Annotated in this window: 16 protein-coding genes and 2 pseudogenes; 5 read left to right on the forward strand and 13 right to left on the reverse strand. The window is 47.5% G+C overall.

Annotation, left to right across the window (positions count from 1 at the left end; genetic code table 11):
• Positions 1–66 precede the first annotated feature (66 nt).
• From tnpA to VSQ32_06510, 4 genes are all read right to left on the reverse strand, one after another.
• A complete protein-coding gene (gene tnpA, locus VSQ32_06495; protein MEH2942516.1) occupies positions 67–501 on the reverse strand; it encodes an IS200/IS605 family transposase in 435 nt (144 codons plus the stop codon).
• 61 nt (positions 502–562) lie between these two features.
• A complete protein-coding gene (locus VSQ32_06500) occupies positions 563–1,708 on the reverse strand; it encodes an IS110 family transposase (protein MEH2942517.1) in 1,146 nt (381 codons plus the stop codon).
• A 308-nt stretch (positions 1,709–2,016) separates the two neighbouring features.
• A complete protein-coding gene (locus VSQ32_06505; protein ID MEH2942518.1) occupies positions 2,017–2,892 on the reverse strand; it encodes a LysR family transcriptional regulator in 876 nt (291 codons plus the stop codon).
• Between the two features lie 85 nt (positions 2,893–2,977).
• Positions 2,978–4,306, reverse strand: coding sequence for an MATE family efflux transporter (locus VSQ32_06510; GenBank protein MEH2942519.1), 1,329 nt, complete (start codon positions 4,304–4,306; stop codon positions 2,978–2,980).
• 688 nt (positions 4,307–4,994) lie between these two features.
• Between VSQ32_06510 and mobC the strand changes: the two genes are divergently transcribed.
• Entirely contained in the window at positions 4,995–5,411 is a 417-nt protein-coding gene (mobC, locus tag VSQ32_06515; GenBank protein MEH2942520.1) for a plasmid mobilization relaxosome protein MobC, read from the forward strand.
• Positions 5,383–7,034: pseudogene (locus VSQ32_06520) on the forward strand (relaxase/mobilization nuclease domain-containing protein). The gene mobC and the pseudogene VSQ32_06520 overlap by 29 nt, the downstream one beginning before the upstream one ends.
• A gap of 76 nt (positions 7,035–7,110) precedes the next feature.
• On the opposite strand, the gene VSQ32_06525 reads toward VSQ32_06520, so the two are convergent.
• From VSQ32_06525 to VSQ32_06550, 6 genes are all read right to left on the reverse strand, one after another.
• On the reverse strand, positions 7,111–7,746 hold the full coding sequence (locus VSQ32_06525; protein ID MEH2942521.1) for a hypothetical protein: 636 nt from the start codon (positions 7,744–7,746) through the stop codon (positions 7,111–7,113).
• A gap of 15 nt (positions 7,747–7,761) precedes the next feature.
• Entirely contained in the window at positions 7,762–8,292 is a 531-nt protein-coding gene (locus VSQ32_06530) for a hypothetical protein (GenBank protein MEH2942522.1), read from the reverse strand.
• Positions 8,293–8,346: 54 nt separating this feature from the next.
• The gene (locus VSQ32_06535; GenBank protein MEH2942523.1) at positions 8,347–9,234 is read right to left on the reverse strand and encodes a hypothetical protein; all 888 of its coding nucleotides are present in this window, start codon (positions 9,232–9,234) and stop codon (positions 8,347–8,349) included.
• A 152-nt stretch (positions 9,235–9,386) separates the two neighbouring features.
• Complete coding sequence (locus VSQ32_06540; protein MEH2942524.1) at positions 9,387–10,280, reverse strand: YodL domain-containing protein; 894 nt, start codon at positions 10,278–10,280, stop codon at positions 9,387–9,389.
• Positions 10,280–10,510 carry a transposon-transfer assisting family protein gene (locus VSQ32_06545; protein ID MEH2942525.1) on the reverse strand — a complete coding sequence of 77 codons (231 nt, stop codon included), beginning with the start codon at positions 10,508–10,510 and terminating at the stop codon, positions 10,280–10,282. Before VSQ32_06545 ends, VSQ32_06540 begins: the two co-directional genes overlap by 1 nt.
• Positions 10,507–14,187, reverse strand: coding sequence for a DUF3849 domain-containing protein (locus VSQ32_06550; protein ID MEH2942526.1), 3,681 nt, complete (start codon positions 14,185–14,187; stop codon positions 10,507–10,509). Before VSQ32_06550 ends, VSQ32_06545 begins: the two co-directional genes overlap by 4 nt.
• Positions 14,188–14,300: 113 nt before the next feature.
• Here VSQ32_06550 and VSQ32_06555 point away from each other — a divergent pair, with 113 nt between their 5' ends.
• Positions 14,301–14,639, forward strand: a complete 339-nt coding sequence (locus VSQ32_06555) for a transposase (GenBank protein ID MEH2942527.1) — start codon at positions 14,301–14,303, stop codon at positions 14,637–14,639.
• Positions 14,636–15,544 carry an IS3 family transposase gene (locus VSQ32_06560; protein ID MEH2942528.1) on the forward strand — a complete coding sequence of 303 codons (909 nt, stop codon included), beginning with the start codon at positions 14,636–14,638 and terminating at the stop codon, positions 15,542–15,544. The genes VSQ32_06555 and VSQ32_06560 overlap by 4 nt, the downstream gene beginning before the upstream one ends.
• A gap of 47 nt (positions 15,545–15,591) precedes the next feature.
• Here VSQ32_06560 and VSQ32_06565 read toward each other — a convergent pair.
• Positions 15,592–16,785 (reverse strand): annotated as a pseudogene (locus VSQ32_06565) (recombinase family protein).
• Positions 16,786–17,015: 230 nt separating this feature from the next.
• Here VSQ32_06565 and VSQ32_06570 point away from each other — a divergent pair.
• Positions 17,016–18,017 (forward strand): hypothetical protein, encoded by a 1,002-nt coding sequence (locus VSQ32_06570; GenBank protein MEH2942529.1) that lies wholly within the window; start codon positions 17,016–17,018, stop codon positions 18,015–18,017.
• 82 nt (positions 18,018–18,099) lie between these two features.
• Here VSQ32_06570 and VSQ32_06575 read toward each other — a convergent pair whose 3' ends face one another.
• A complete protein-coding gene (locus tag VSQ32_06575; protein MEH2942530.1) occupies positions 18,100–19,677 on the reverse strand; it encodes a recombinase family protein in 1,578 nt (525 codons plus the stop codon).
• A complete protein-coding gene (locus VSQ32_06580; protein ID MEH2942531.1) occupies positions 19,662–21,215 on the reverse strand; it encodes a recombinase family protein in 1,554 nt (517 codons plus the stop codon). Before VSQ32_06580 ends, VSQ32_06575 begins: the two co-directional genes overlap by 16 nt.
• Positions 21,216–21,255 lie beyond the last annotated feature (40 nt).

Raw genomic sequence — 21,255 nt, forward strand, 5'->3', positions numbered from 1 at the left:
GGTTCAACATGCTGCTAAAGCAGCCTAAAGTTGTGCATGCTGCAAGTTATCGGTATCCCATTACTTTTATCCTATCTCAAAGTTATCAGAATTGCTCCTCTCTTGCAGATCTTGATTCTTGATATACTCCTTGATGATTTCATCTGTTACATTTCCACTGCTTGCTACAAAATAGCCTCTTGCCCACAAGTGTTGACCCCAGAATTGCTTATTTAATTCTTTATATTCCATCTGCAATTTTCGCGACGTATTCCCTTTTATATACTGTACCAACTTACTCGCTGACAAATGCGGCGGAACGGATACCAACAGATGGATATGGTCATTTCCAACATGTCCTGCCAGTATTTCTACTTCATTGCTCTGGCAGATGATTCTGATGAGTTCTCTTGTTCTTATCGCTATTTTTCCTGTTATCACTGGTTTTCGATATTTTGTTATCCAGACTAAATGGTACTTGATATCGTATGTGCAATGTGCTGACTTTCTGTAATTTTCCATTTTTTTCACCTCAAGTTTAGTATCTCTGTTTTCACCTTTTCTAAACTTGAAGCTATGGGGTTTACCTAAAGGTTTCGCCTAAAGGCGAGGGTTTTAACCCCATTATACAGACAATAAATCTATACACTGCTGCGTCTGCTGGCTCTTTATGGGTTTTCAGACATCTCATCACTTCATATCCAATCTTTCGCAGGCTGGAAGAACCTCTCTTGGATATTTTCCTCTCTGTCCCCATAAACTGCCCTGACTGATAGGGCGGCGCGTCGATTCCTGCGTGGGCTATCAGGGCTTTTCCGCTATGGAATCTTCTCACATCCCCAATCTCTGCAATCAATTTAGGCGCAAGGACATTTCCAACACCTCCCATTGCCCTGACAACCGGATATTCCGGCAGACTCTTGGCTAATGCCTGCATCTGTGTTAGAATGGTCATCAGAGTGTTATCGACTTCTCGTAACACCCGTACTGCCTCCTGTACCAGCATTTTGGTCGATGGGGTATCGGAGGGTACTGTGGGGATGCCTTCTTTTGCCAGTGCATAGATCTTGACGGCTTTATCCTGGCTCTGATGGTATCCCTTCTCTTTTGCCCATTTCAGATAGCTCTCTATAAACTGTTCCTCCGGTTTCTTCGTGATATTGTCATAATGCCAGTATTCTTCCGCAAAATCCCCCAGCTTATCTTTCCCATTTGTTTCATTCCAGCCTTTCAGCAGCGTTTTGATCCCAGGCATCGTATAGTCCAGAAGATGAGTCAGTTCCAACACGCTCTCCACACGCATCCGCATATAGTGACGGTACTGCCTTCCCAAAAGCTTCAGCTCCGCATAGACGCTTTCTTCTGCCTCATAGTCCTTCAGCCTGTACCAATGGTCAATCCCATAGTTAGAGATTGTAATGGCATCCTGCTTATCCGTTTTCACACGTCTTAACCCCTGACAGCGGTATTCCTTCATCTCAAATGGATTAATCACTGCCACAAACAGCCCTTTTTCTTTCAGATAGCTTAATACAGGCAGATGGTAGATCCCAGTAGCTTCCATGACCACACGGATGTCATCATTCAGACGCAGCAGCATGGAAGTCAGTTCGGACAGTTCTTTCTCCACATGACAGACTTCAAAAGGCCTGCTCACAACCTCACCATAAGGCTTTAAGATACATACGGTACTTTTTTCTTTTGACACATCAATTCCTACACTTATCATCTGTAACCTCCAAAATAAATCTGTAATTGTCCCATCCACACTTATTACCACTCATTTTAGTTCGTTACACGAAAGCACCTTACGGGTTTCAACCTGCTTAAACGACTGCTTATAATAAGGGATGGTTGACGGTTTTTATGACGGATGTGGTTAATCCAAAAATCGCTTCGCCAGACCAATTACTCCCTTATCATAAAAAAATAAGTGCAGAAGGTAAAGCACTATTGATATGCCTTATCTCTTACACTTATATGGTACTAAAAAGAACTGTAATTTTTCCTTACAGTCCTTTACCGGCCCAACGATTGTCACACCGAAAAATATTTTTTCACATATCCAATAAACCGTGCCATTGCGGGAGAAAGTGTCTGGTTCTTTTTCCAGACTAATACGCATCCGCTGACAATCTCTGGCTCCAGCGGCCTTAAGCACAGGCTCTCATGGTCGCAAGTATACTCCATCATCAAAGCCAGTCCCATTCCTCCCTCTACCATCAGAGATTCATTATTATGGGAAAGATTACATGTCGATGCCACCCGGATTTTTTCTGCCGCATCACCAAACCAGTTTTCCAGTAAATTGCGTACCGACTGCCGCTTTGCAATAATGAGCGGCATACCTGCCAGATCAGGCGGCGTTATCTTTTCTTTCTCTGCCAGCGGACAGTCCCGGCGCATAAGGACATGCCATTTTTCCTGCAGGGGCATCCTTACAAAATGATACCTGCTGATTTCTACCGGTTCCAATAAAAGTCCCATGTCCAGGATGCCGTTTTCCAATCGTTCTGTCACATCATCTGCAATGGCAGTGTACATATGGAACACCACCTCTGGATATTCTTCCTGAAAAGAAGAAATCATCTCCGCTAACGGTTTCATATTCTGTGTTTCACCACAGCCAATGGATATTTCCCCGGACACTGTTTCTTCACCATGCACCAGTTCTTTTTCTGTCTTTTCCGTCAAGTCCACAATTTCCTGCGCCCTGCGCCTAAGCAGCATCCCTTCCTCCGTCAGCAATACATTATGCCTGCCCCTGCGGAAAAGCTTGATCCCAAGTTCTTCCTCAAGCTGCATCATCTGTCTGGAAAGCGTAGGCTGGGTGATATGCAAAAGATTTGCGGCCTTTGTAATATTTTCCTCCCTTGCCACAGCTAAAAAATATTTTAAAACACGCAGTTCCATAGCCATCCCCATTTCTTATAATGAAATACAATTCCTATCCATTATATTAACATGCTTCCAGCCTGAAATCAATGAACCCCAAGCCTTAAATCAGCCGGAATTGTTTCCATTTTCCTTTTTGAAAGCGAATGTAAAAAACCACAGCGCGGACGCACCAGTCCATGCACATTGCCCATGCAATGCCAATCACGCCCATATCCATAACAATGGCAAATAACAGCGAAAAAATAAGCCTTGCGCCAATCGTTGTAATTAATGACACCGCCATTGTAAATTTCACATCCCCGGCTGCGCGCATTCCTTTCCCCAACGGATCCGCAAAGGGAAAGGCAGCACAGTTAAAAATATTATGGATCAAAACCAGCATGACCGTCAGCGTTTTGGTTTCCTCAGCCACATCATAAAACTTCATGACAAAAGGCGTAAGGGCAAACACGGCCGCATTCCACACAACAGACATCAGAATTGTTATCTTTGAAAGTTTTCGGAAATAATACTCTGCCTGCTCCGTGTCCCTGCTTCCCATGCATTGTCCAATTACCGTAATAAACACCGGCCCCATCGTCACACAAACTAGGGCAGCCAAAGACCAGATGCTCTGTGCAATTCCATTCGCAGCAATTTGTGATGTGCCAAACAGCGCCACGACACTGCTCAGAGCCACCTTGACAAACTGGAAAATCCCCTGTTCCACGCCATTTGGCACAGCAATCCTTAATATTTTTTTTAACAGCCCGAAATTAAAACAGCCAATCCACCTCCATCTGTAACGGACACTGTTTTCTTTCCAAAAACAAAGGATTGTCACTGCCACTGCTGAAAATGTCCTTGCAATCAGGGAGGGATATGCTACCCCCGCCACTCCCGCATGAAGGACAAATACACCGAAAATATTTCCAATGATATTAATCAGGTTAGAAATAACTGCAAGATACATCGTCACAGTTGTTTTGCCAATGCTCCGAAAAAGCGCTGCGCCGGCATTATAAACGGCAAGAGCCGGATAAGAATAGGCAGAAATCCGCAGGTACACCAGGCAGGCTTCCATCACATCCTGTTCCACTTTTCCGAACAGAAACCTCATCAGCGGATACCCAAAAAGCAGGACGGCAGCCATAATCCCCAATGAAAAAAGAATGGAAGCCATGAAAAGCTGGCTGGCAGACTCTCCCGCCATTTCCCGCTTTTTCCCGCCAATATACTGGCTGACAATAACAGCTCCACCCGAAGCCAACGCCGTAAACAGGAAAATAAAAATCGTGTTAAAGGAATTGACCAAAGATACCCCCGACACCGCAGACTCCCCGGCAAAACTAATCACAAAAGTATCTGCCAGGCCAACCAATATTACCAGAAGCTGTTCCAGAAACAACGGGACAATCATCCTCTTTAAATCCTTATTGCTAAACATCATTCTTCACCTCTTTATCCATTGCCCATATTTTGCACAAGCCACATGATCCACTGTTTCCAATGAAGGGTACTTTCCAGACCTCTGTTCGTTTTTCCTATTATCATATTATAATTTCCCGTAAATGTCTAATGCTTATATCAAATTATCAGAAATGCGTAAAAAGCATATATACCCACTCCTTCCTTTCAACTAGATTTTAGATTTCATCATATATCAAATCAATTTACACATTAACAGATTTATATTATTACATTCCACCTTCATAACATAATATCCCGTCCTGCTTTTCGTTCCTATTTCAAAGAGTTATCCCGTATCGGGATAACCAGAGCAAGATTCGCCTGAGTTACTCAAAACCCACTTCGTGGATTTTGCTTACTCGGCAAACTTGATGGGGATTCCGTCTACGCTCCGCTCCGGTCTGCGCTAAACGGATGTCCACCGGACATCCAGCGCCCCCATGCCCTCGGTTCTGGCATATTTTCCAAATATGCAGGTTGGCTCCTATTAAAAATAGTCGCAGCGTGATTGTACCAATCACGGAGAAATCTAAACATTTCTATAAAAAATCCTTTTTTCGTTTCCCATTGGCGTTCCCTAATCGGCTTATTTTATAGGAACTCTTTTTAGTCCCTATAATTAGGAAAGAAATATCATTCTTACAATTTTCACAGAAAGGAACTATGCAATGGCAAGACCAAAGAAAGACAAGGAATTACAACACAAACACCAAATCATGCTCCGCCTTACCGATACGGAATATGACATCGTCTATGAAAGTGCTAAAGCTGCGCACCTTCCACTGGCTGAATATGTCCGAAAACAAATTATGAAGCAGAAGGTCACAGCGAAATATGAGATTGTGGCAGACCTGCCGGAGTTGAAAAAGCTGGTTGCTGAATTTGGGAAAATCGGCAGCAACTTAAACCAGATTGCAAGGCACTTTAACAGCGGCGGCATCCATTCACAGGAAATGCGTAAGGCAATAGACCAGAGTGTGGCCAGAATCTATGAAATGAAATATGAAGTTTTGAAGATGGCGGGAGATTTCCAGGCGGTTTCTGGAGGGCATTCTCATGGCAATCCTGAAACACATAGCGAGTAAAAATGCCAGTTATGCAGAGATACAGCGTTATCTCATGTTTGAACACGATGAAGATACCAACAAACCGATATTTGATGAAAATGGTGAATTGATCCCACGTAAGGAATATATCATGGACGGCCTAAACTGTGATCCGTTCACATTCGACATGGAGTGCAGGGAACTAAATGCCCTATACCACAAAAACGAATCCTATGATGAAATCAAATCCCACCATTATATCATCAGTTTCGATCCAAAGGATGTAACAGAAAATGGATTGACCGGGGAACAGGCACAGCAGATCGGAATGGAATATGAAAAGAAGAACTTCCCCGGACATCAGGCTCTTGTCTGTACCCACATGGACGGGCATAATGAGAGCGGCAACATCCATGTGCATATCGTAATCAACAGCCTGCGTAAATTTGATGTGGAACGTCAGGACTTCATGGAACGCCCATGCGATTCCCGTGCCGGGTATAAGCATCATGTTACCAAAGATTACCTGATCCACTTAAAGCAGTCGCTCATGGATATATGCCGCCGGGAACGTCTGCACCAAGTGGATCTGCTTGCCCCGGCAGGGAAGAAAATCACAGACCGGGAATACCATGCAGGACGCAGAGGGCAAAAAAACTGGATGAACGTAACAGACAGCTCCGTGCAGACGGACTTGCGCCGCGAAAAACGATATTCCAGACGCAGAAAGATTTCCTACGGTCTGCAATCGAAGATACCGCAGCCGTTTCCTGCAACCAGGAAGATTTTCAGACATTGCTTTTGGAAAAATATAATATCCGGCTGAAGGTCAGCCGTGGCAGGTTCAGCTACCTTCACCCGGAGCGAAACAAGTATATCACCGGAAGGATGCTCGGCACACATTATGAAGAAGATTACCTCTGGGAGCTGTTTAAGGAAAATGCAGAGAGTAAAGAAAACAAAAAGAAAACAGTTGATACGGAAAAATATAATACAAAACCGAAAGAAGATGCAAATCAGCCATCCAATCTACTGTATGAGGAATCTCTATCAATCCTTTTTATCAAGTCAGATTTGCGGCTGGTGGTTGATCTGCAGGATTGCGTAAAGGCACAGCAGAATGCCGCCTACGCTAACAATGTGAAACTTTCCAACCTGAAAGAGATGGCTAAAACTGTCGCTTATATATAGGAGAATGGGTATGATACAAGGGATTCCCTGGAAGATTCTTTTTCAGAAATTAAAAACCATGCTTCCACTTCCCGAAAAGATTTGAAGTCTGTGGAAGACAATCTCCGGAAGGTAAATGAGCAGATCCATTACACAGGCCAATACCTTGCCAATAAACCTGTCTACCAAAAGTTTGTGAAAACAAAGAATAAAGGGCAATTCCGGCAGGAGCATCCGACGGAAATCGCACTCTATGAAGCGGCACGAAAATTTTTAAAAGAGCAGTCCGCAGACAGGAAACTCCCCTCCATGAAGCTATTGAAAGCAGAAAAGGACAAGCTGCTCCAACAGAAAAAAGAGGCACTGAAAACCTACCATTACTACCGGGATTACCAAAAAGAATTGAATACTGTCTGCTCCAATGTTGATAAGATTTTGGGACATCCGAACACCAGACAGCCGGAAAAACAAAAAAGCGCTGACATTTCTTAACCGTTCTGAACAGAAAAACAGCCGCAGGATTACAAAGAATTTTGCGGCTGTCTTTTTCCCAACGAAATGAATATAATTAAAAAATATCTTCATTCACTTTAGGGATTATTCCGTCAAGGCTTTCACTTTTTTCTCTCATTATATGAAGCATTTCATCCAATTTTTTCTCCACATATTTCCTCATTTCCTCCCGTGCCGCTTCTGTCGGCTCAAAAGAAAAATAGAGCGGCTTTTTCCATCCCTCCCGGAACGGATAAGGGAAAACATATAATTTCTTCACTTCCGGCATATCTGTAAACAACTGGAAAATCTCATAGGTCAGGATTTCCCCACATATCAGGACAGAGCCTGTATCTGCATAATAAATCTGTCCCTGATACGTCGGCATACCCAAGGATGAAAGTTGCTTCAATGCATTCATCCGTATCAGTTCTATCTGTGTTCCTTGCCCCACATGCCATTTTGTCTGCGGGGCAAGCTCCCTGTAAATTCGTCCGGCTTCTTCGTCCTCCCTGATATTACCGTCATAGTCATATCTGTAATTTTCTACCTGTACCCGGCCGTATGCAATCAGGCTTGTGAAAAGTGCAAGGGAATCCAGGTCAACATACACGAACATATGCCCCCTGCCCTGGTAGGAGCATAAAATATCCTCTAAAGCATCCATGATTTTCTTCATGGTTTCATATTTTTTGTCAGATTCTTTTTCCATTCCTTCTCCCCGGTTTTACGCCCCGCTTCTGCTGTCTGAAATATTTACCGGCATATCTTGTGTCTTATCCGATATTTCAGCCTGGTTTGCAGCTGCCGCTTTCTCCATCTTTTCTTTCTTCAACTGCCCTGTCCGTCCTAAATCCACATAGTGTGTCGCGTATGCTTTTTCAATCTCCGGATTTCCGCTTTTGCTGAACCGTAAGGGTATTACCGGCTTATGCCCATGCTTTTTCTTCACGCCCCACCGCTTGTAATAGCAGAATGACGGTTTCAGATCCGTTTTCTTTGCATAGGAACGGATCTGTTTCATAATAAAAGAAAGTTTCTTTAAATTACACGTACACACCGCTTCCAGATACCGTACTTTCCCGGATCTCCAGTCCTCATATTTCTGCTTAGGCAGGACTCCTATATCAACCAGCACATCTGCAGGAGCAGCATATCCCCTTTGCTGGCACTGGTGATAGACCGCAGAATGTACTTTTCCTATCAGTTCTGATTCTTTCACTTTGCCCTCCATATGAATAACCCCGGCTGTATTCATTTGCAGCCGGGGATTCTATATATTCTTTCTTTTGTGTCTGTTGGCCGACAGATATTAGATTGTTTGAAACAATTCTTTTTCAATTTCCTGAATATCCCTCGCTGAAAGATCGGTAAAATATTCAGCAACTTCATCTACCGTTATTTTCCCGGCCTTCAACATCTTTACCGCCGCTTTCCTTGCTGTTTCTTTCTTTTCGCTCGCAACATGGGTACGCATGATCCTTTCTTCATCAAATAAAGCCATCATAATAGATATAACCTCCTTTTCCCTGCCTGCCAAAAACTCACGGAGCACATCCCTGTCCTTACAGATGCGGATGGTTTCCGTGACAGCTTCCCGGCTCCTCCCATACTGTTTCACCTGTTCATTATATACTTTTGTAAAATTTACATACTGGCTGATAATGTCATTCCCTTTGCCACCGTAAAGCACTTTCACCTTTACTTCAATGGCACATTCCTTCCCGCCGAAAAATTCTTTGGAAAGTGAGATCATTTCCGGCCTGCTGGCACGCTCTCCTGTAAAAATCATGTATAACTCCGGTTCTGGGACATGAACCTTCTTGTTCCCGTATAAGTCTGCACCCTGTTCCTCAAAGTAATCATGGTAAATCTGCACTAAATACATCAGCACTCGTATAATGATATTCATCGTCCATGAAGATTGATGCTCAATCAGAAACATGATTTTATCCCCAACCCTGAAAGCCAGGTCATTATAGAGTCCATTCGTGAGTACATTCCTTATTGTAATGTCCGTAAGCGCATCTTCCGTCGTCTCCGCATCCTCTGGGTGGAGCGCACGGTATAGCTGCATCAGGTACTTCTTATCCCGGAAAAGCGTTGAAAAAACACTGTCTTTCGCCGTATATTTTGCAAACGCCTCCTTTTTCTCTGCTGTTTTTTCTTCTGGTTCTTCCTGTAATGTTTCACCCTGCATAATATCACCCCAGTTCTGGTTTTTGCCAATTGGCCTGGCAAATCGGCTATGCCCTGCCTGCTATGGTTTTATTATACAGAGAAAATCCCTATTGTTCAAGACATAAAAAGAGAGAAGCATCCGGCAGCGTTCGCCAGACACTTCTCCATTCCTTACTTCCGTCTGCGCTCTATATCCTCTGCCATTGCCATCTGCTGCACAGGTTTTCCATACCGCTTTGCGATCTCCGCCTGTTTGCGGCGCAGCTTTTCCAGGACGGACGCCCTGCCATTCTTCCCTCTGGGGGACATATTGTTCCGTCTGCCGTCAATCATGTTGTAGTTCTGTTCTTCCTCTATCTCAGAACTGCGGAGATACTCCCCATTCTCCATATATCTCTGCCAGTTTTCAAGCAGCGGCTTATCCATTGCATTGCCAGATTGCGTCTGGATATTCCCATCGGGTATTTCCTGTTTTTGCAGCTCTGCGGTAAGCTGCGGCGGATTGTGGTAATCCTTAATCTGCTGTAAGGCCGTCTGGTCAAAGCCCTGATATGTATGGTCTACAATTATTTTTCCTTCTTCATCCAGCACAACCCATGCCACCTCTTTTCCATAGGTTTCATGCTCCATCAGGAAGAACTGCCTGCCGTCTATGGTAATGCTGTCAAAAGCGTGCCAGCTCCCTTCTTTCCCTTCGATATGGAAATCTGACGTATCAACCGACACAAGTGCGCCGGATGAACCCATCCGGATAAATCCGGCTATAACGGTAAACCCATCTTTCTCAACATAGTAGGAAGTCACAACACCGTCCTTATTCAACACAAGCACATCGCTGACACTGATCGAATGCCCATGAAATGTCCGTGGCAGTTTCTCATTGAAACGCCTGCGGATCTGTTCCGGTTCGTCTCCCGGCTGCATCCGTGCCAGGTACTCCTGCTCATAGTTCTTATACTGTATCTGGATTCCCTTTTCCTGCAGTATACTGTAAGGACGGAACCGTATCTGCCTGTTTTCCAGGATGTTTTTAAGCTGGTAGAGTGCAAATTGGTTCACATCCATCATTCATCCTCCACCGGTTCCTCTTTGTACGGTTCCAAATCCATGTTTAAAAATGCTTCATCCGTAAGGAACCACAGCTTTTCCAGTGTGCTGTTAATAAGTGCAAGCATTTCTTCATCCCTGCCGATGTAGGGGATCACGTTATGTATTTCCTCTATAGTTGCCTGCCTGCTTTCCTTTTGGAACATTGCTATCAGGAAATATTCATTTTCCTCAAACCTCACCATCATAATTCCGGTTCTCCTTTCCTCTTTGCCTGTGCTTTCTGCCCCTGTTTTTCCTGCCCCGGCTTTTCCTTCTCCCACACTTTCATCCTTGCCTGCCGTTCCCGGAGGGCATTTAGGACGGACTGTTTCTTACTGACGCCGGATATGTCCCTGTCTGTTTTGGGGGCATTTTCAGCCGCTTTTTTCAGTTCTGCAGGCTGCTTTTCCGATACCTCTGTATCTCCAACAGATTTCCGTACCTCTGTGGCTGGATTCCTGTTTTCTTCCATCTGAACAGCTTTTCCTTCCTTTACCTCTGGCATTGTCTGTTGCGGAAGCGCTGCTTTCTCTTCCGGAGCTGATACTTCCTGCCCCGTCCTTTGTTCCAAAAGCATTGCTTCCATATCCGCAATCGCTTTCTGCACCAGCGAGCTTTCTCTGTAATGAGGAATTTCATTGATAAATTCTGTCTGAATTTCTCCCGCCACCATAAGGTCATAAGTCGTGCCATCATAAATGCTGTCATCCTCCAGGCAAAATCCGATACTTTTTATGCCATTTATCCGCTCTGCCGGAATTTTCTCATATAATTCCATAGCTTCCTGCAATGTCTCCAGACGCTCATGAAATTCCCCCAATATATGAAATTCTGAACACTCTGCCACATAAAATGTTATAGACTGTTTCCGGTCTGCCCGCCCATTACTTTCAGGAATCTCCATATAGCCTTGCTTTTCATCCAGATATTTCTCCGCATTTTCCAGATATTCCTCCAATGTCCCCGTCTTTTCCGTAGAGATTGGATTGATGTCAACCGGGATTCCTGCTATCTTTAATCCATCCTCATGGAGCGCACTGAAAAAAGCATCCTCCTTCAGATTGCCGCTGTAAGACACCACAACATCTATATCCGAGCCTTCATGGTACAGCCCTTCTCTGGTTCGGCTCCCATATACCCTTGCACCAAGCAGCTCCACTTCCTCCGACAGCCCCATTTCATCAATCTGCGCCTGGGCATAACAGAGTACGGTTTCCTCAGTCCCTGCCCGGCTCTGACTGTTTAATGCAGGCTCCGGCTCTGTCATATCAGAAACCAGCGGCAGCTTCCCCTTCTCCGTTTCTTTCGCCTGTGCCTTCTGCAGATCTTCCTGTGCGGCTGCTTCTGCCTTCTCCTGCAATTCCTCATAATCCATAACCTTACATGCCGTCATGGAGATTCCTTCATCAGAAAGGATTGCTTCCATCGCTTCACCGATGGATATATCTGGGTTATCATACACGCCTCCGTCAATCTCCCGGAAATCTTTGCCATAAATCGTATAATCATAGCCGTCTGAAACCGTCTGGATGGAAAAATAGCCTTTTCCTGTCTGGTATGCAATTTCAGCATCATAATTGTCGAGATATTCTTTTGCTTTCTGTAATGCCGACATCGTTTCCTCACGCACCCATTTTCCACTCAGGGAATATTTTTCTATGTCTGTGAGTGTTTCGATTCCATTCCTGCACTCAATCAGGGACATCCTGGAGGGCGGCTGCTCGCTGCTCTCCATGCCAAGCCGCTTGTCCACATGGTTTGGAATCTCATGATAAGCAGTAACTGCCGTATCCATATCTGAAAAATACTGATATGCCCTTTCCGCTTTGCCGCCCTCGGCATTCTGTATGACATAGTATTGTGCAATGAATGGCGGTTCCGGCTTCATCTCTATTCCTTTTTCCGAAAAATACTCGCCAATGGCTTCCATTGCCCCCTGGTCAAATCCATGCTCCAAGTCCTCTGCCACCAGCTCCCCATTCTGATTGACGATAATAGAGGCAACGGAATCCCCATATTCCTCATGCTCCATCCGGTAAAACAGCTCGCCGCTGATCTCCTTTGCTTCTACCGTATGCCATGTGCCGAAATGCCCGGTTGCAATAAACCCTTTCGTTTCCTCATTAATCTGCACGTTTTCTTCCATCACTAATTCCTGTTCCCTTATCGCATCCCTTGCCAGCCCGATAAACCCGTCCAGTACCGCCGGGTGGCTGTTTACCACATAGTCAGCGTTCATGTCCATCCCCCGGTTTATGTTTTCCGGTATCCCATATCCCTTTGCCCATGCCTTATTCCCAATAGAAAACCGCCCGTCATATTCCAAATGCTGTACGGTGTTGGCAAGGATGAATACCACACGTTCTGCGCCATATTCCTCCAAGACTCCCTTAGCGGCATCATGCGCCAAGTGCATCCCGTCAAAGTTCTCCCGGATTGCGTCCTCAACCGCTTTTTTGCAGTCCAGATTCAGCTTTCTTGATTCCAGGTAATCATCCGCTCGCCTATGCTCCATTGCGTAGGTAATTGTATGCGTATAAAGCGGCGGATAAACTTTTTCATGCGGTTTGTTTAAATCACTGTTTTGCGGCTCCTGCAGGCCGCTTTCCTGTGGTTCTGCTCCTATTTCCTGCTCTATGGTTTTCTCCTTCTGATGAAAAAATTCCGGCAGTTCCGTATACCCAAAGGAATCCACATAATGCGCCGTAACCTCCCCGTCCCTTTTTATGGCCACTACATCACTGACGGAAAGGGAATGGCCTTTAAAATCCAACGGACGCCCGATGTTGAATTTTTCATACAGGGAATCCAGCGTTTCATTTTCCCCAAGCACATCACTGTAAACCATTTGGTAATCTTCATATTCTACCGAAAAGCCTTGCCCTTTCAGATATTCCGTACCCATAAACAGGTATTCTCTGCCTTTGCCGTCGTCCCTGATCTGGTAGATGGCGTAGCGGTCCTGGCTGTCGCTGAACAGCAAATCTTCGTCCAAATGCCCCTGCCCTGCATGTTCCTCACGCACAGACTCCATTACCTGGTAACTCTCCCACGCCCTTGCGTCAATACCGAACATGCCATCTTCCCCTGTTTCACTAATATCATCTTCTGTATTCATCAGAATGGAACTCCCATCTTTCTGCAGGCTGTAGATATGCAGCCCTGCATTGTGCAGCGCAACAGCCCTTTCCATCGTAAGCGGCAGGACGGAATCATTGCGGTAGCCAAATTCATGCATCTGCATAAGTCCGACCTGATTGTCGGGCAGGAAGTCAATCTCGGCTTGTGCGTCCTCCATGATTTCCCGGATATTATGCGCTTCTGGATGTTCCACAGCCTCCGCAAGTTTATTCACCAGCTCCCTTGTATCCCTTGGATTGTCCAGCTTATAGGCATATAAGACAGCCAGGTTATGCGCTTCCTTCCCCAAAGCGGTATGCCCGTACTCCGCACGGCTGATCATCATCTCCACCTGCACCAAAATAGAAAACTCTGCCGCATCCACGATATGGCCTGCATCCGTATACAGGGCATCATAAAAGTCCGGCATCTTCTGGTTTTTCCCCGTATCTTCCGAATCCCGCCACAAATCCATGTGTACCCCATGAGCTTTTAAGAACTGCTCCGGGTTTCTACTCCCCCCATTCTGGTCAGCAAAGTCATGTAACAGCCTTAGAAAATCCACCCGCCCGACATTATCTACAAGGTAGAATTTTTTTATATCCTCTCCAAGAGGGGCAAACTGGAATACGAAATCATCTTCTGCCAGTTCCCGTTCTGTCGCTTTTTCTTTCTGCAGCATCTGGATGTTCTCCACCATGCCGTCAATAAATGTTCCTGCCGTTTTCCGGATAAAATCCATAGAAGTGCGCAGTTCCTTCATCTCCACGCTGCTGGCCCATCCCGCCAAATATGGGAATGATGTGGTATAAAAAAAGTTGACAGCCCATTCTCAAGGATTTGAGATATAATCAAGAGGATAAGGAGTGAACAAAAATGGCAGAAAACAGGCAATACGACCATGAATACAAAGTACAGGCAGTGAAACTGGCAAAGGAAATCGGACAAGCAAAGGCCGCTAAAGAACTGGGGGTTCCAAAGAATACCATGTATGGCTGGGTACGGGCCAACCGCCCTGGCAGCCTCGACCTTGGGGCAGGTTCACAAACTCCGCAAAGCGCCATGACCCTTAACCAGGAACTTCTTCAGCTCCGCCAGCTGGTTAAGGAACAGGAAAAAGAAATCCGCCGTTTGAAGAAGGAAAATGACTTTCTGGAGGAAGCCAGCGCTTTTTTCGCCGCGAGCCGTCTGAGGTCAGCAAAAACGAAAGAATGAAGTTCATTGCTCTTAAAACCAAAGACGGCAAATTAAAAGGGGATATCTTCTTTTACTGTAGAACCCTTCATGTCAGCAGGCAGGGATTCTACCAGTACCTTGCAAATAAAGACCGCCCATGGAAGTATCAGCCCCTGGCAGACGCCATGATGGAAATCCTTGAGGAAGATGATTGTAATGACACCTACGGCCGGATCCGTATGTATCAGGCATTAATGTTAAAACAGCCTGAAAATGTGGATATTCCCAGCGAACGTACTGTTTACCGTGTCATGGAGGATATCGGCATCAGCCACCATCCCAGGCGCAAACCAAACGGAATCACGAAAGCGGATCGGCAAGCCCGGAAATCAGAAGATCTGTTAAAACGTGATTTTAAGTCAGAGAAGCCGCTGGTCAAGTGTGTAACAGACATAACAGAGATCAAAGCCAGCGATGGAAAGCTGTATGTTTCGGCTGTTTTTGACTGCTTCGATTCCAGCGTGGTTGGACTGGCGATGGATACTAATATGAAAGCTCCATTATGTGCGCGGACACTGGAAAACGCGGCGAAGACATATCCGGACATCCATGGGGCAATTATCCACAGTGACAGGGGAAGCCAGTACACGAGCCAGCTTTACCGGGATGTAATCCGGAAGTATGGCATACGGCAGAGCATGAACAGTGCAGGCGGCAGATGCCATGATAACGCCCGCTGCGAGAGCATGTGGGCCAGAATGAAATCTGAACTACTCTATGACCGTTACGATACAGAGAAGATGAGCACGGATGAACTGAAAACCCTGATCTGGAGATATTTCATCAGCTATTGGAATAACCGGAGGATCTGTTCCTCTAATGGAGGCCTTCCTCCCATGATAAAACGGCAGCGATACTATGATTCCCTGAAAGAAGCAGCATAGGATACAAAATCCCTGAGGAAAATGTGTCAACTAATCTTGACAAAATCAATACGCTCCATGACCTTATCCTCGTAAAGAGAAGAAAACAGCCTGTCAAGTTCCGCAAGGCGTTTGTTCAGCTTCTTTTGCTCTTTCTCCATTGCCTTTGCCTTGCTCTGGTCTGTTTCCGTGAGCCGCTTCTCAATCGCCCTCACCGCCCGCTCGTCATTCACCGCCATATCCGCAAAACGGTTAATTTCTGCAAGCACGGCGTTGAATAAGTCCCTCGCTTCAATGGCGTGTGCGGTACACATGACGTTGCCGTACCTGCCATAATTATTACAGGTGTATTGTACGCAGTCGATGATATCGGGGCGTTTCCTCCTGTTTGCGCTCATAGCCCGCAAAGCATATCCGCAGTCCGCACACTTGATAACGCCTGAAAAAATATTCTCAAAGCCACCCTTATTCTTTTCCCGCCTGCGGCTCGTCATAAGCTGTTGGACAGTATCAAATTCCTCCTGCGTGACTATCCCCTCATGGGTGTCTGGTATCACTTCCCATTCTTCGGGCAGCTTAGAGGGGCGTTTCTTGCTTTTCATATTGGCGGCAATCCGCTTGTAGCCTGCAAGATTTCCTGCATATATCGGGCTTCTTAAAATATTCCTTACGCTGTTCTCGCTCCATATATAGCGGTTTTCCTCATTATCCTCAAAATGCCGTTCATAGCCTGTTTCCCCACGCTCCGCCGCATAAGCGGCAGGGCGTAAGACGTGCTGTTTATTGATGTGTTTACGGATTTTTGCAAGTCCGTTTCCCGCTAATGCAAGGTCGAATATCTCCCTTACAACGTGCGCCACCTTATCGTCAATCAGCAGATGATTGTGGTCAGCAGGGTCTTTGATATACCCATAGGGCGCATACGTCCCCATGAATTTCCCCTGCTGAAACCTCGCTCGGTATGCCGATTTTATCTTGACCGACACATCGGCAGAGTACATTTCGTTTAGGATATTGCGGAATGGCGTGATGTCCATAGCAGATTTATTCAAGGTATCCACGCCGTCATTGACCGCTATATACCGCACGTTATTTTCGGGAAAAAAGACTTCCAGATACAGCCCGCAGTCAAGATAATTTCTCCCTAACCTTGATAAATCCTTTGTAATCACGCAATTTATCAGCCCGTTTTCAATGTCCTTAATCATACTCTGAAAGCTCGGTCTTTGGAAATTCGTACCAGAATAACCGTCGTCTATGTAAACGCTGTCTTTGATACAATTTGATTTTTCCTTAAACCCCATGATTTTTTACCGATACCCCGCGATTTTTTATCATACTCCATGATTTTTCCTATACCCCGTGATTTTTCCCCATACTCCACGATTTTTCCTATACTCCGTGATTTTTCCCATAAAAAATCAAAAGCTTTGGAAATATCCTGGCATCCGTGGTATAATTGCTTCATTGAACACTTAAGGAGGCACACGGAATGGACGTATACCATGATAACAATATATGGGGGAAAGGCTCGCCTGAAACCAAGCTGACAGCCCTCCCTGTCAATCACTCTTTTCTTTGGGGAGAACAGGAAATACTTATCCCAGCAGTCTATGTAGGCAAAGCAGGCGCCGCCCTCGATGTATGCGCAAAAATCCCGATAGAAGATATGGCGGCATTCCTGAAAAAATGGGATTATGAGCGGCGGATGTCCCTAAAAACCCCAGAAGAATTTGAGCAGATAGATGCGGACAACCCCGGAAGCAGGGAATTTGCCGTAGAAATATGCCTTGATGGTACGCCACTGGTGCGCCACATGAGCAGCAGCCTGAGATGGTATCCGGAAAATGTAATTCAGATGGGGAATGTACCTGCCAGCGAAGACGGTTTTGAAAATAACAAAACTGCGGAGGAATGGATGGATGCTTATGCCTGCGACAGGGAATGCTGCTGGTATTTTGAACGGCTTTGCTATGACTGGGACGGAGAACCGATACTGTCCCCTCAGAAAATATCACTTGCTTTCCAGGCAAACTTAATCTCCATCACTGCGGGGCATTTTTCCTCTGGCGTTTCCTGCGATAGCAAAACGGTAAAGACAGCCCATCCCATAACCGGTCAGGAATACACTCTGACACTACATGGCTGCGAACAGATCAGGAACAGCTTCGCAGAAATTGGAGCGAAAGGTGTGGTTTACCCAGAATACTGCCAGATACTCTCTTACAGCATTGCACCAGAAATAGACCGCAGCCTTTTTTGCATCCGCGACTGCGCAGAAGGTGACCACCCAAGAATGGGTGATGCCCAAGGGCCGCCGGGCGGGCCAGACGGCCCCACAGCAGTTTTTATGGCCGGGAAAAATGCCGCTCCTGACAAACGGATGGCAGCTTCCTCCCTGCATTTTGAGCCTGTGTCAGAAGTGCAGTGGCGGATGGTATTCCAGATAAAGCCAAAGAATGATGCAGAAATCAGCTTTCCCATCAAAGCATGATCCCACACAAATAGCAGCATAAACATTAACCACACAGAATCCCCCGGAGCCGTTTTCTTCCCTGCTCCGGGGGACTATATTCTCATGCCTTTATCTCCATCCCGTTCTTGAAAGTGAAGCGGATGTCCTCCCTGCTGTACACCGTGGCGTACTCCACAAGGCTGTACCAGTCGTCCTCGTTAAATTCCGTGAGCGGGCCGTCCCGCTTTTCCAGGGCGGAAACAAACCTCCCGATCTTCTCCCGCTTCGCCTGCCGCTCCGTGATGGCCTGGCTGACTTCCGAAAGCCGCCCCTTCGCCCTGTTGAACCGCCCCGCCAGCCCGTCATACTTTTTCTGGTACTCCGTCTGGTCAAGGGCGACGCGGGCATTCTCCGCCACGCACTGTTCAATCAGCTCCGCCACCACGTTCATCTCCTCTTGCAGCCGCAGGCGCTCCGTCTCCAGCTCCGCGGTGCCGAAAAGCGTGTCTTTTATGGAATCGTAATCCTCCCGCACCCCGTCCTTTTCTGCAAAGATGGCATTGGCCGCTTTCAGGAAAAGCTGTTTGATGGTTTCCTCGTCAAGGTGGGGCGTGCCGCATTTCTCCCCGCCGTCAAACTTGTGGTTGCACTGCCAGATGGTCTTGCGGTACTTGCTGTTGGAATGCCACACCTTGGAGCCATACCAGCCCCCGCAGTCCGCACATTTTATCCGGCCGGAGAATACGCCCATGCTGCCCGCCCGGTTCTTCCCGGAATGCCTGGCCGCCATCTGGTGCTGCGCCCCCTCGAACACGGAGGGGCTGATGATGGCCTGGTGGTTGTTCTCCACATAATACTGCGGCACCTCGCCCTCGTTTACCTTCTTCTGCTTGGTGAGGAAGTCCACCGTGTACACCTTCTGCAGGAGAGCGTCGCCTTTATATTTTTCGTTGGTAAGAATGCTTTTGACCGTGCTGGAAGACCATGCCTCCTTGCCACCGGGCGATGGGATGCCCTCCGCCGTCAGCAGCTTTGCGATTGCGTGGGGCGAGCGCCCCTGCAGGAAGAGGCCGTAAATCCTGCGGACGGTCTCCGCCTGTTCCTCGTTGATGACGAGGTTTCCATCTTCGCCCCGGTCGTAACCCAGGAACCGCTTGAACGGCACCGTGACCTTGCCGTCCGCGAACCGCTTCCTCTGCCCCCAGGTGCAGTTCTCCGAGATGCTCCGGCTCTCCTCCTGCGCCAGCGAGGACATGATGGTAAGGAGCAGCTCGCCCTTGCCGTCGAACGTCCAGATGTTCTCTTTCTCGAAGTAGCACTCCACCCTGTTCTCCTTCAGCTTCCGGATGGTCGTGAGGCTGTCCACCGTGTTCCTTGCGAAGCGGGAGACGCTCTTGGTGATGATGAGGTCGATGGCGCCGGAAAGCGCGTCCTCCACCATTTTGTTGAAACCGTCGCGCTTTTTCGTGTTACAGCCGGTTATGCCTTCGTCCGCATATACAGATACGAATTCCCAATCCTCGCGCCCGTTGATGTAGTTCGTGTAATAGTCCACCTGCGCCTCGTAGCTGCTCTGCTGCTCCTCATGGTCGGTAGAAACACGGGCATAAGCCGCAACCCTGCGCTTTTTGTAGCTGCCTATCGGCGCCGCCGTGTGCCTGTTCACCGTGGCCGGTATCGTGATCACGCTCTTTGCCATCGCTCTTTCCTCCCTCCATAAAAATTGAATTCCAGGCTGCCATCCGGAAATACCGTGATTTCCTCTATCTGCTTTTCAAACTCCGCTTCGTCAAATTCCTCCAGCCCCATCATGTGCGCGGAAACCTGCCTCAGCTTGTAATCGGTGTAGTTCGGGTTATGGCACTCCACATTCTTCCTTTTCTTGCCGATGCAGTACCAGTACACCCACTTCCCCGCGCCGTTCACCCGGTGGTATGTATTCCCGCAGGCGGCGCACCGTATCTTCCCCTGGAAGCAGTCCGTGACCGTGGCGATGTGCCTGGGCGGGTCCAGGTGCAGGTTCTTCCAGACTTTCGTCTCCCCGCCGGTGAGATGGAATTCCAGGTCCCCGTTTTCCATGACGGTGATGCCCCGGACAGCCTTTTCAAACACAGCCCCGTCAAACTCATCCATTCCAAGCGTCCGCGCCGAAATCCGCTCCAGCTCTTCCTCGCTGAAATTCACGCTGGTGCAGCTCATGCCCGTCTCCTTTTTGGAGCGGCATATCCAGTGTACATAGGTCTTCCCCCTTATGGTCCCTTTCTTCCGTGTGAACGGCTGCCCGCAGACGCCGCATTTCATCTTCCCTGTAAAAGGGTAGGCGGGATTGACAAGCCCCGCCCGCCGTTCCATCTCCGCCTGGACCTTTGCGTAGGTTTCCCGGTCAATGATGGCTTCATGGCAGTCTGCCATGTAATACTGCGGCAGCTCCCCGCCGTTCTTTACCTTTGCCTTGGTGATGGGGTCCGCCATGTAGCATTTCTGCCGCCGGATGTCGCCGGCATAGACCTCGTTGAAAATGAGCTGCCGCACCGAGGCTTCCTGGAAATCGTTGCCAAGAGTGGTGCGGATGCCCACCCTGTTCATGTTCTCCGCAATCCGGCGGAAGGAAACGCCGTCAATGTACATCTGGAACATCCAGCGGACTGCTTCCGCCTCTTCCGGTATGATGACATATTTTTTCTCATCCTCATCATATCGGTATCCGAGGATGTGCTTGTTCGCCGTCCCGATCTCGCCGGACTGGAACCGCCGCCTGACTCCCCACTTCACGTTTTCCGAGATGCTCCGGCTCTCCTCCTGTGCAAAGGACGCCAGGAGCGAGAGCATCAGCTCCCCATCCTCTGAAAGCGAATTGATGTGTTCCTTCTCGAACCGCACCTCGATGCCGAGGGACTTCAAATGCCTGACCGTCTCCAGAAGGTCGACCGTGTTCCTTGCGAAGCGGCTGATGGATTTCGTCAGGATGATGTTGATCCTGCCCGCCTCGCAGTCGGCGAGCATCCTTAAGAATTCGCCGCGCCTGGCCGTCCCTGTCCCGGATATCCCGCAGTCCGCGTACACCCCTGCGTATTCCCATTCCGGATTGTTCTGGATGAGCGCGCTGTAATGGCTTATCTGTGCAGAAACGGAATTCATGAGCCGCTCCGTGTCCCTCGAAACACGGGCATAGGCGGCCACCTTTTTCCGCCCTGCCAGTGCGGGGAGGGCCGGCTCGATTTTTCTGATTTTCTTCAATAGAAACCACTCCTTTCCGCTACCATTCATCACTCCAGAC

This window comes from Lachnospiraceae bacterium JLR.KK002 (assembly GCA_036941025.1).
Lineage (GTDB): Bacteria > Bacillota > Clostridia > Lachnospirales > Lachnospiraceae > Petralouisia.

Bases quoted from the DNA above. Each gene is read 5' to 3' on its own strand.
- mobC (MEH2942520.1), top strand. From the start codon at position 4,995: ATGGCAAGACCAAAGAAAGACAAGGAATTACAACACAAACACCAAATC.
- VSQ32_06535 (MEH2942523.1), bottom strand. From the start codon at position 9,234: ATGCAGGGTGAAACATTACAGGAAGAACCAGAAGAAAAAACAGCAGAG.
- VSQ32_06570 (MEH2942529.1), top strand. From the start codon at position 17,016: ATGGACGTATACCATGATAACAATATATGGGGGAAAGGCTCGCCTGAA.
- VSQ32_06560 (MEH2942528.1), top strand. From the start codon at position 14,636: ATGAAGTTCATTGCTCTTAAAACCAAAGACGGCAAATTAAAAGGGGAT.
- VSQ32_06505 (MEH2942518.1), bottom strand. From the start codon at position 2,892: ATGGAACTGCGTGTTTTAAAATATTTTTTAGCTGTGGCAAGGGAGGAA.
- VSQ32_06550 (MEH2942526.1), bottom strand. From the start codon at position 14,187: ATGAAGGAACTGCGCACTTCTATGGATTTTATCCGGAAAACGGCAGGA.
- VSQ32_06545 (MEH2942525.1), bottom strand. From the start codon at position 10,510: ATGATGGTGAGGTTTGAGGAAAATGAATATTTCCTGATAGCAATGTTC.
- VSQ32_06500 (MEH2942517.1), bottom strand. From the start codon at position 1,708: ATGATAAGTGTAGGAATTGATGTGTCAAAAGAAAAAAGTACCGTATGT.
- tnpA (MEH2942516.1), bottom strand. From the start codon at position 501: ATGGAAAATTACAGAAAGTCAGCACATTGCACATACGATATCAAGTAC.
- VSQ32_06540 (MEH2942524.1), bottom strand. From the start codon at position 10,280: ATGGATGTGAACCAATTTGCACTCTACCAGCTTAAAAACATCCTGGAA.
- VSQ32_06525 (MEH2942521.1), bottom strand. From the start codon at position 7,746: ATGGAAAAAGAATCTGACAAAAAATATGAAACCATGAAGAAAATCATG.
- VSQ32_06530 (MEH2942522.1), bottom strand. From the start codon at position 8,292: ATGAATACAGCCGGGGTTATTCATATGGAGGGCAAAGTGAAAGAATCA.
- VSQ32_06575 (MEH2942530.1), bottom strand. From the start codon at position 19,677: ATGGCAAAGAGCGTGATCACGATACCGGCCACGGTGAACAGGCACACG.
- VSQ32_06510 (MEH2942519.1), bottom strand. From the start codon at position 4,306: ATGATGTTTAGCAATAAGGATTTAAAGAGGATGATTGTCCCGTTGTTT.
- VSQ32_06555 (MEH2942527.1), top strand. From the start codon at position 14,301: ATGGCAGAAAACAGGCAATACGACCATGAATACAAAGTACAGGCAGTG.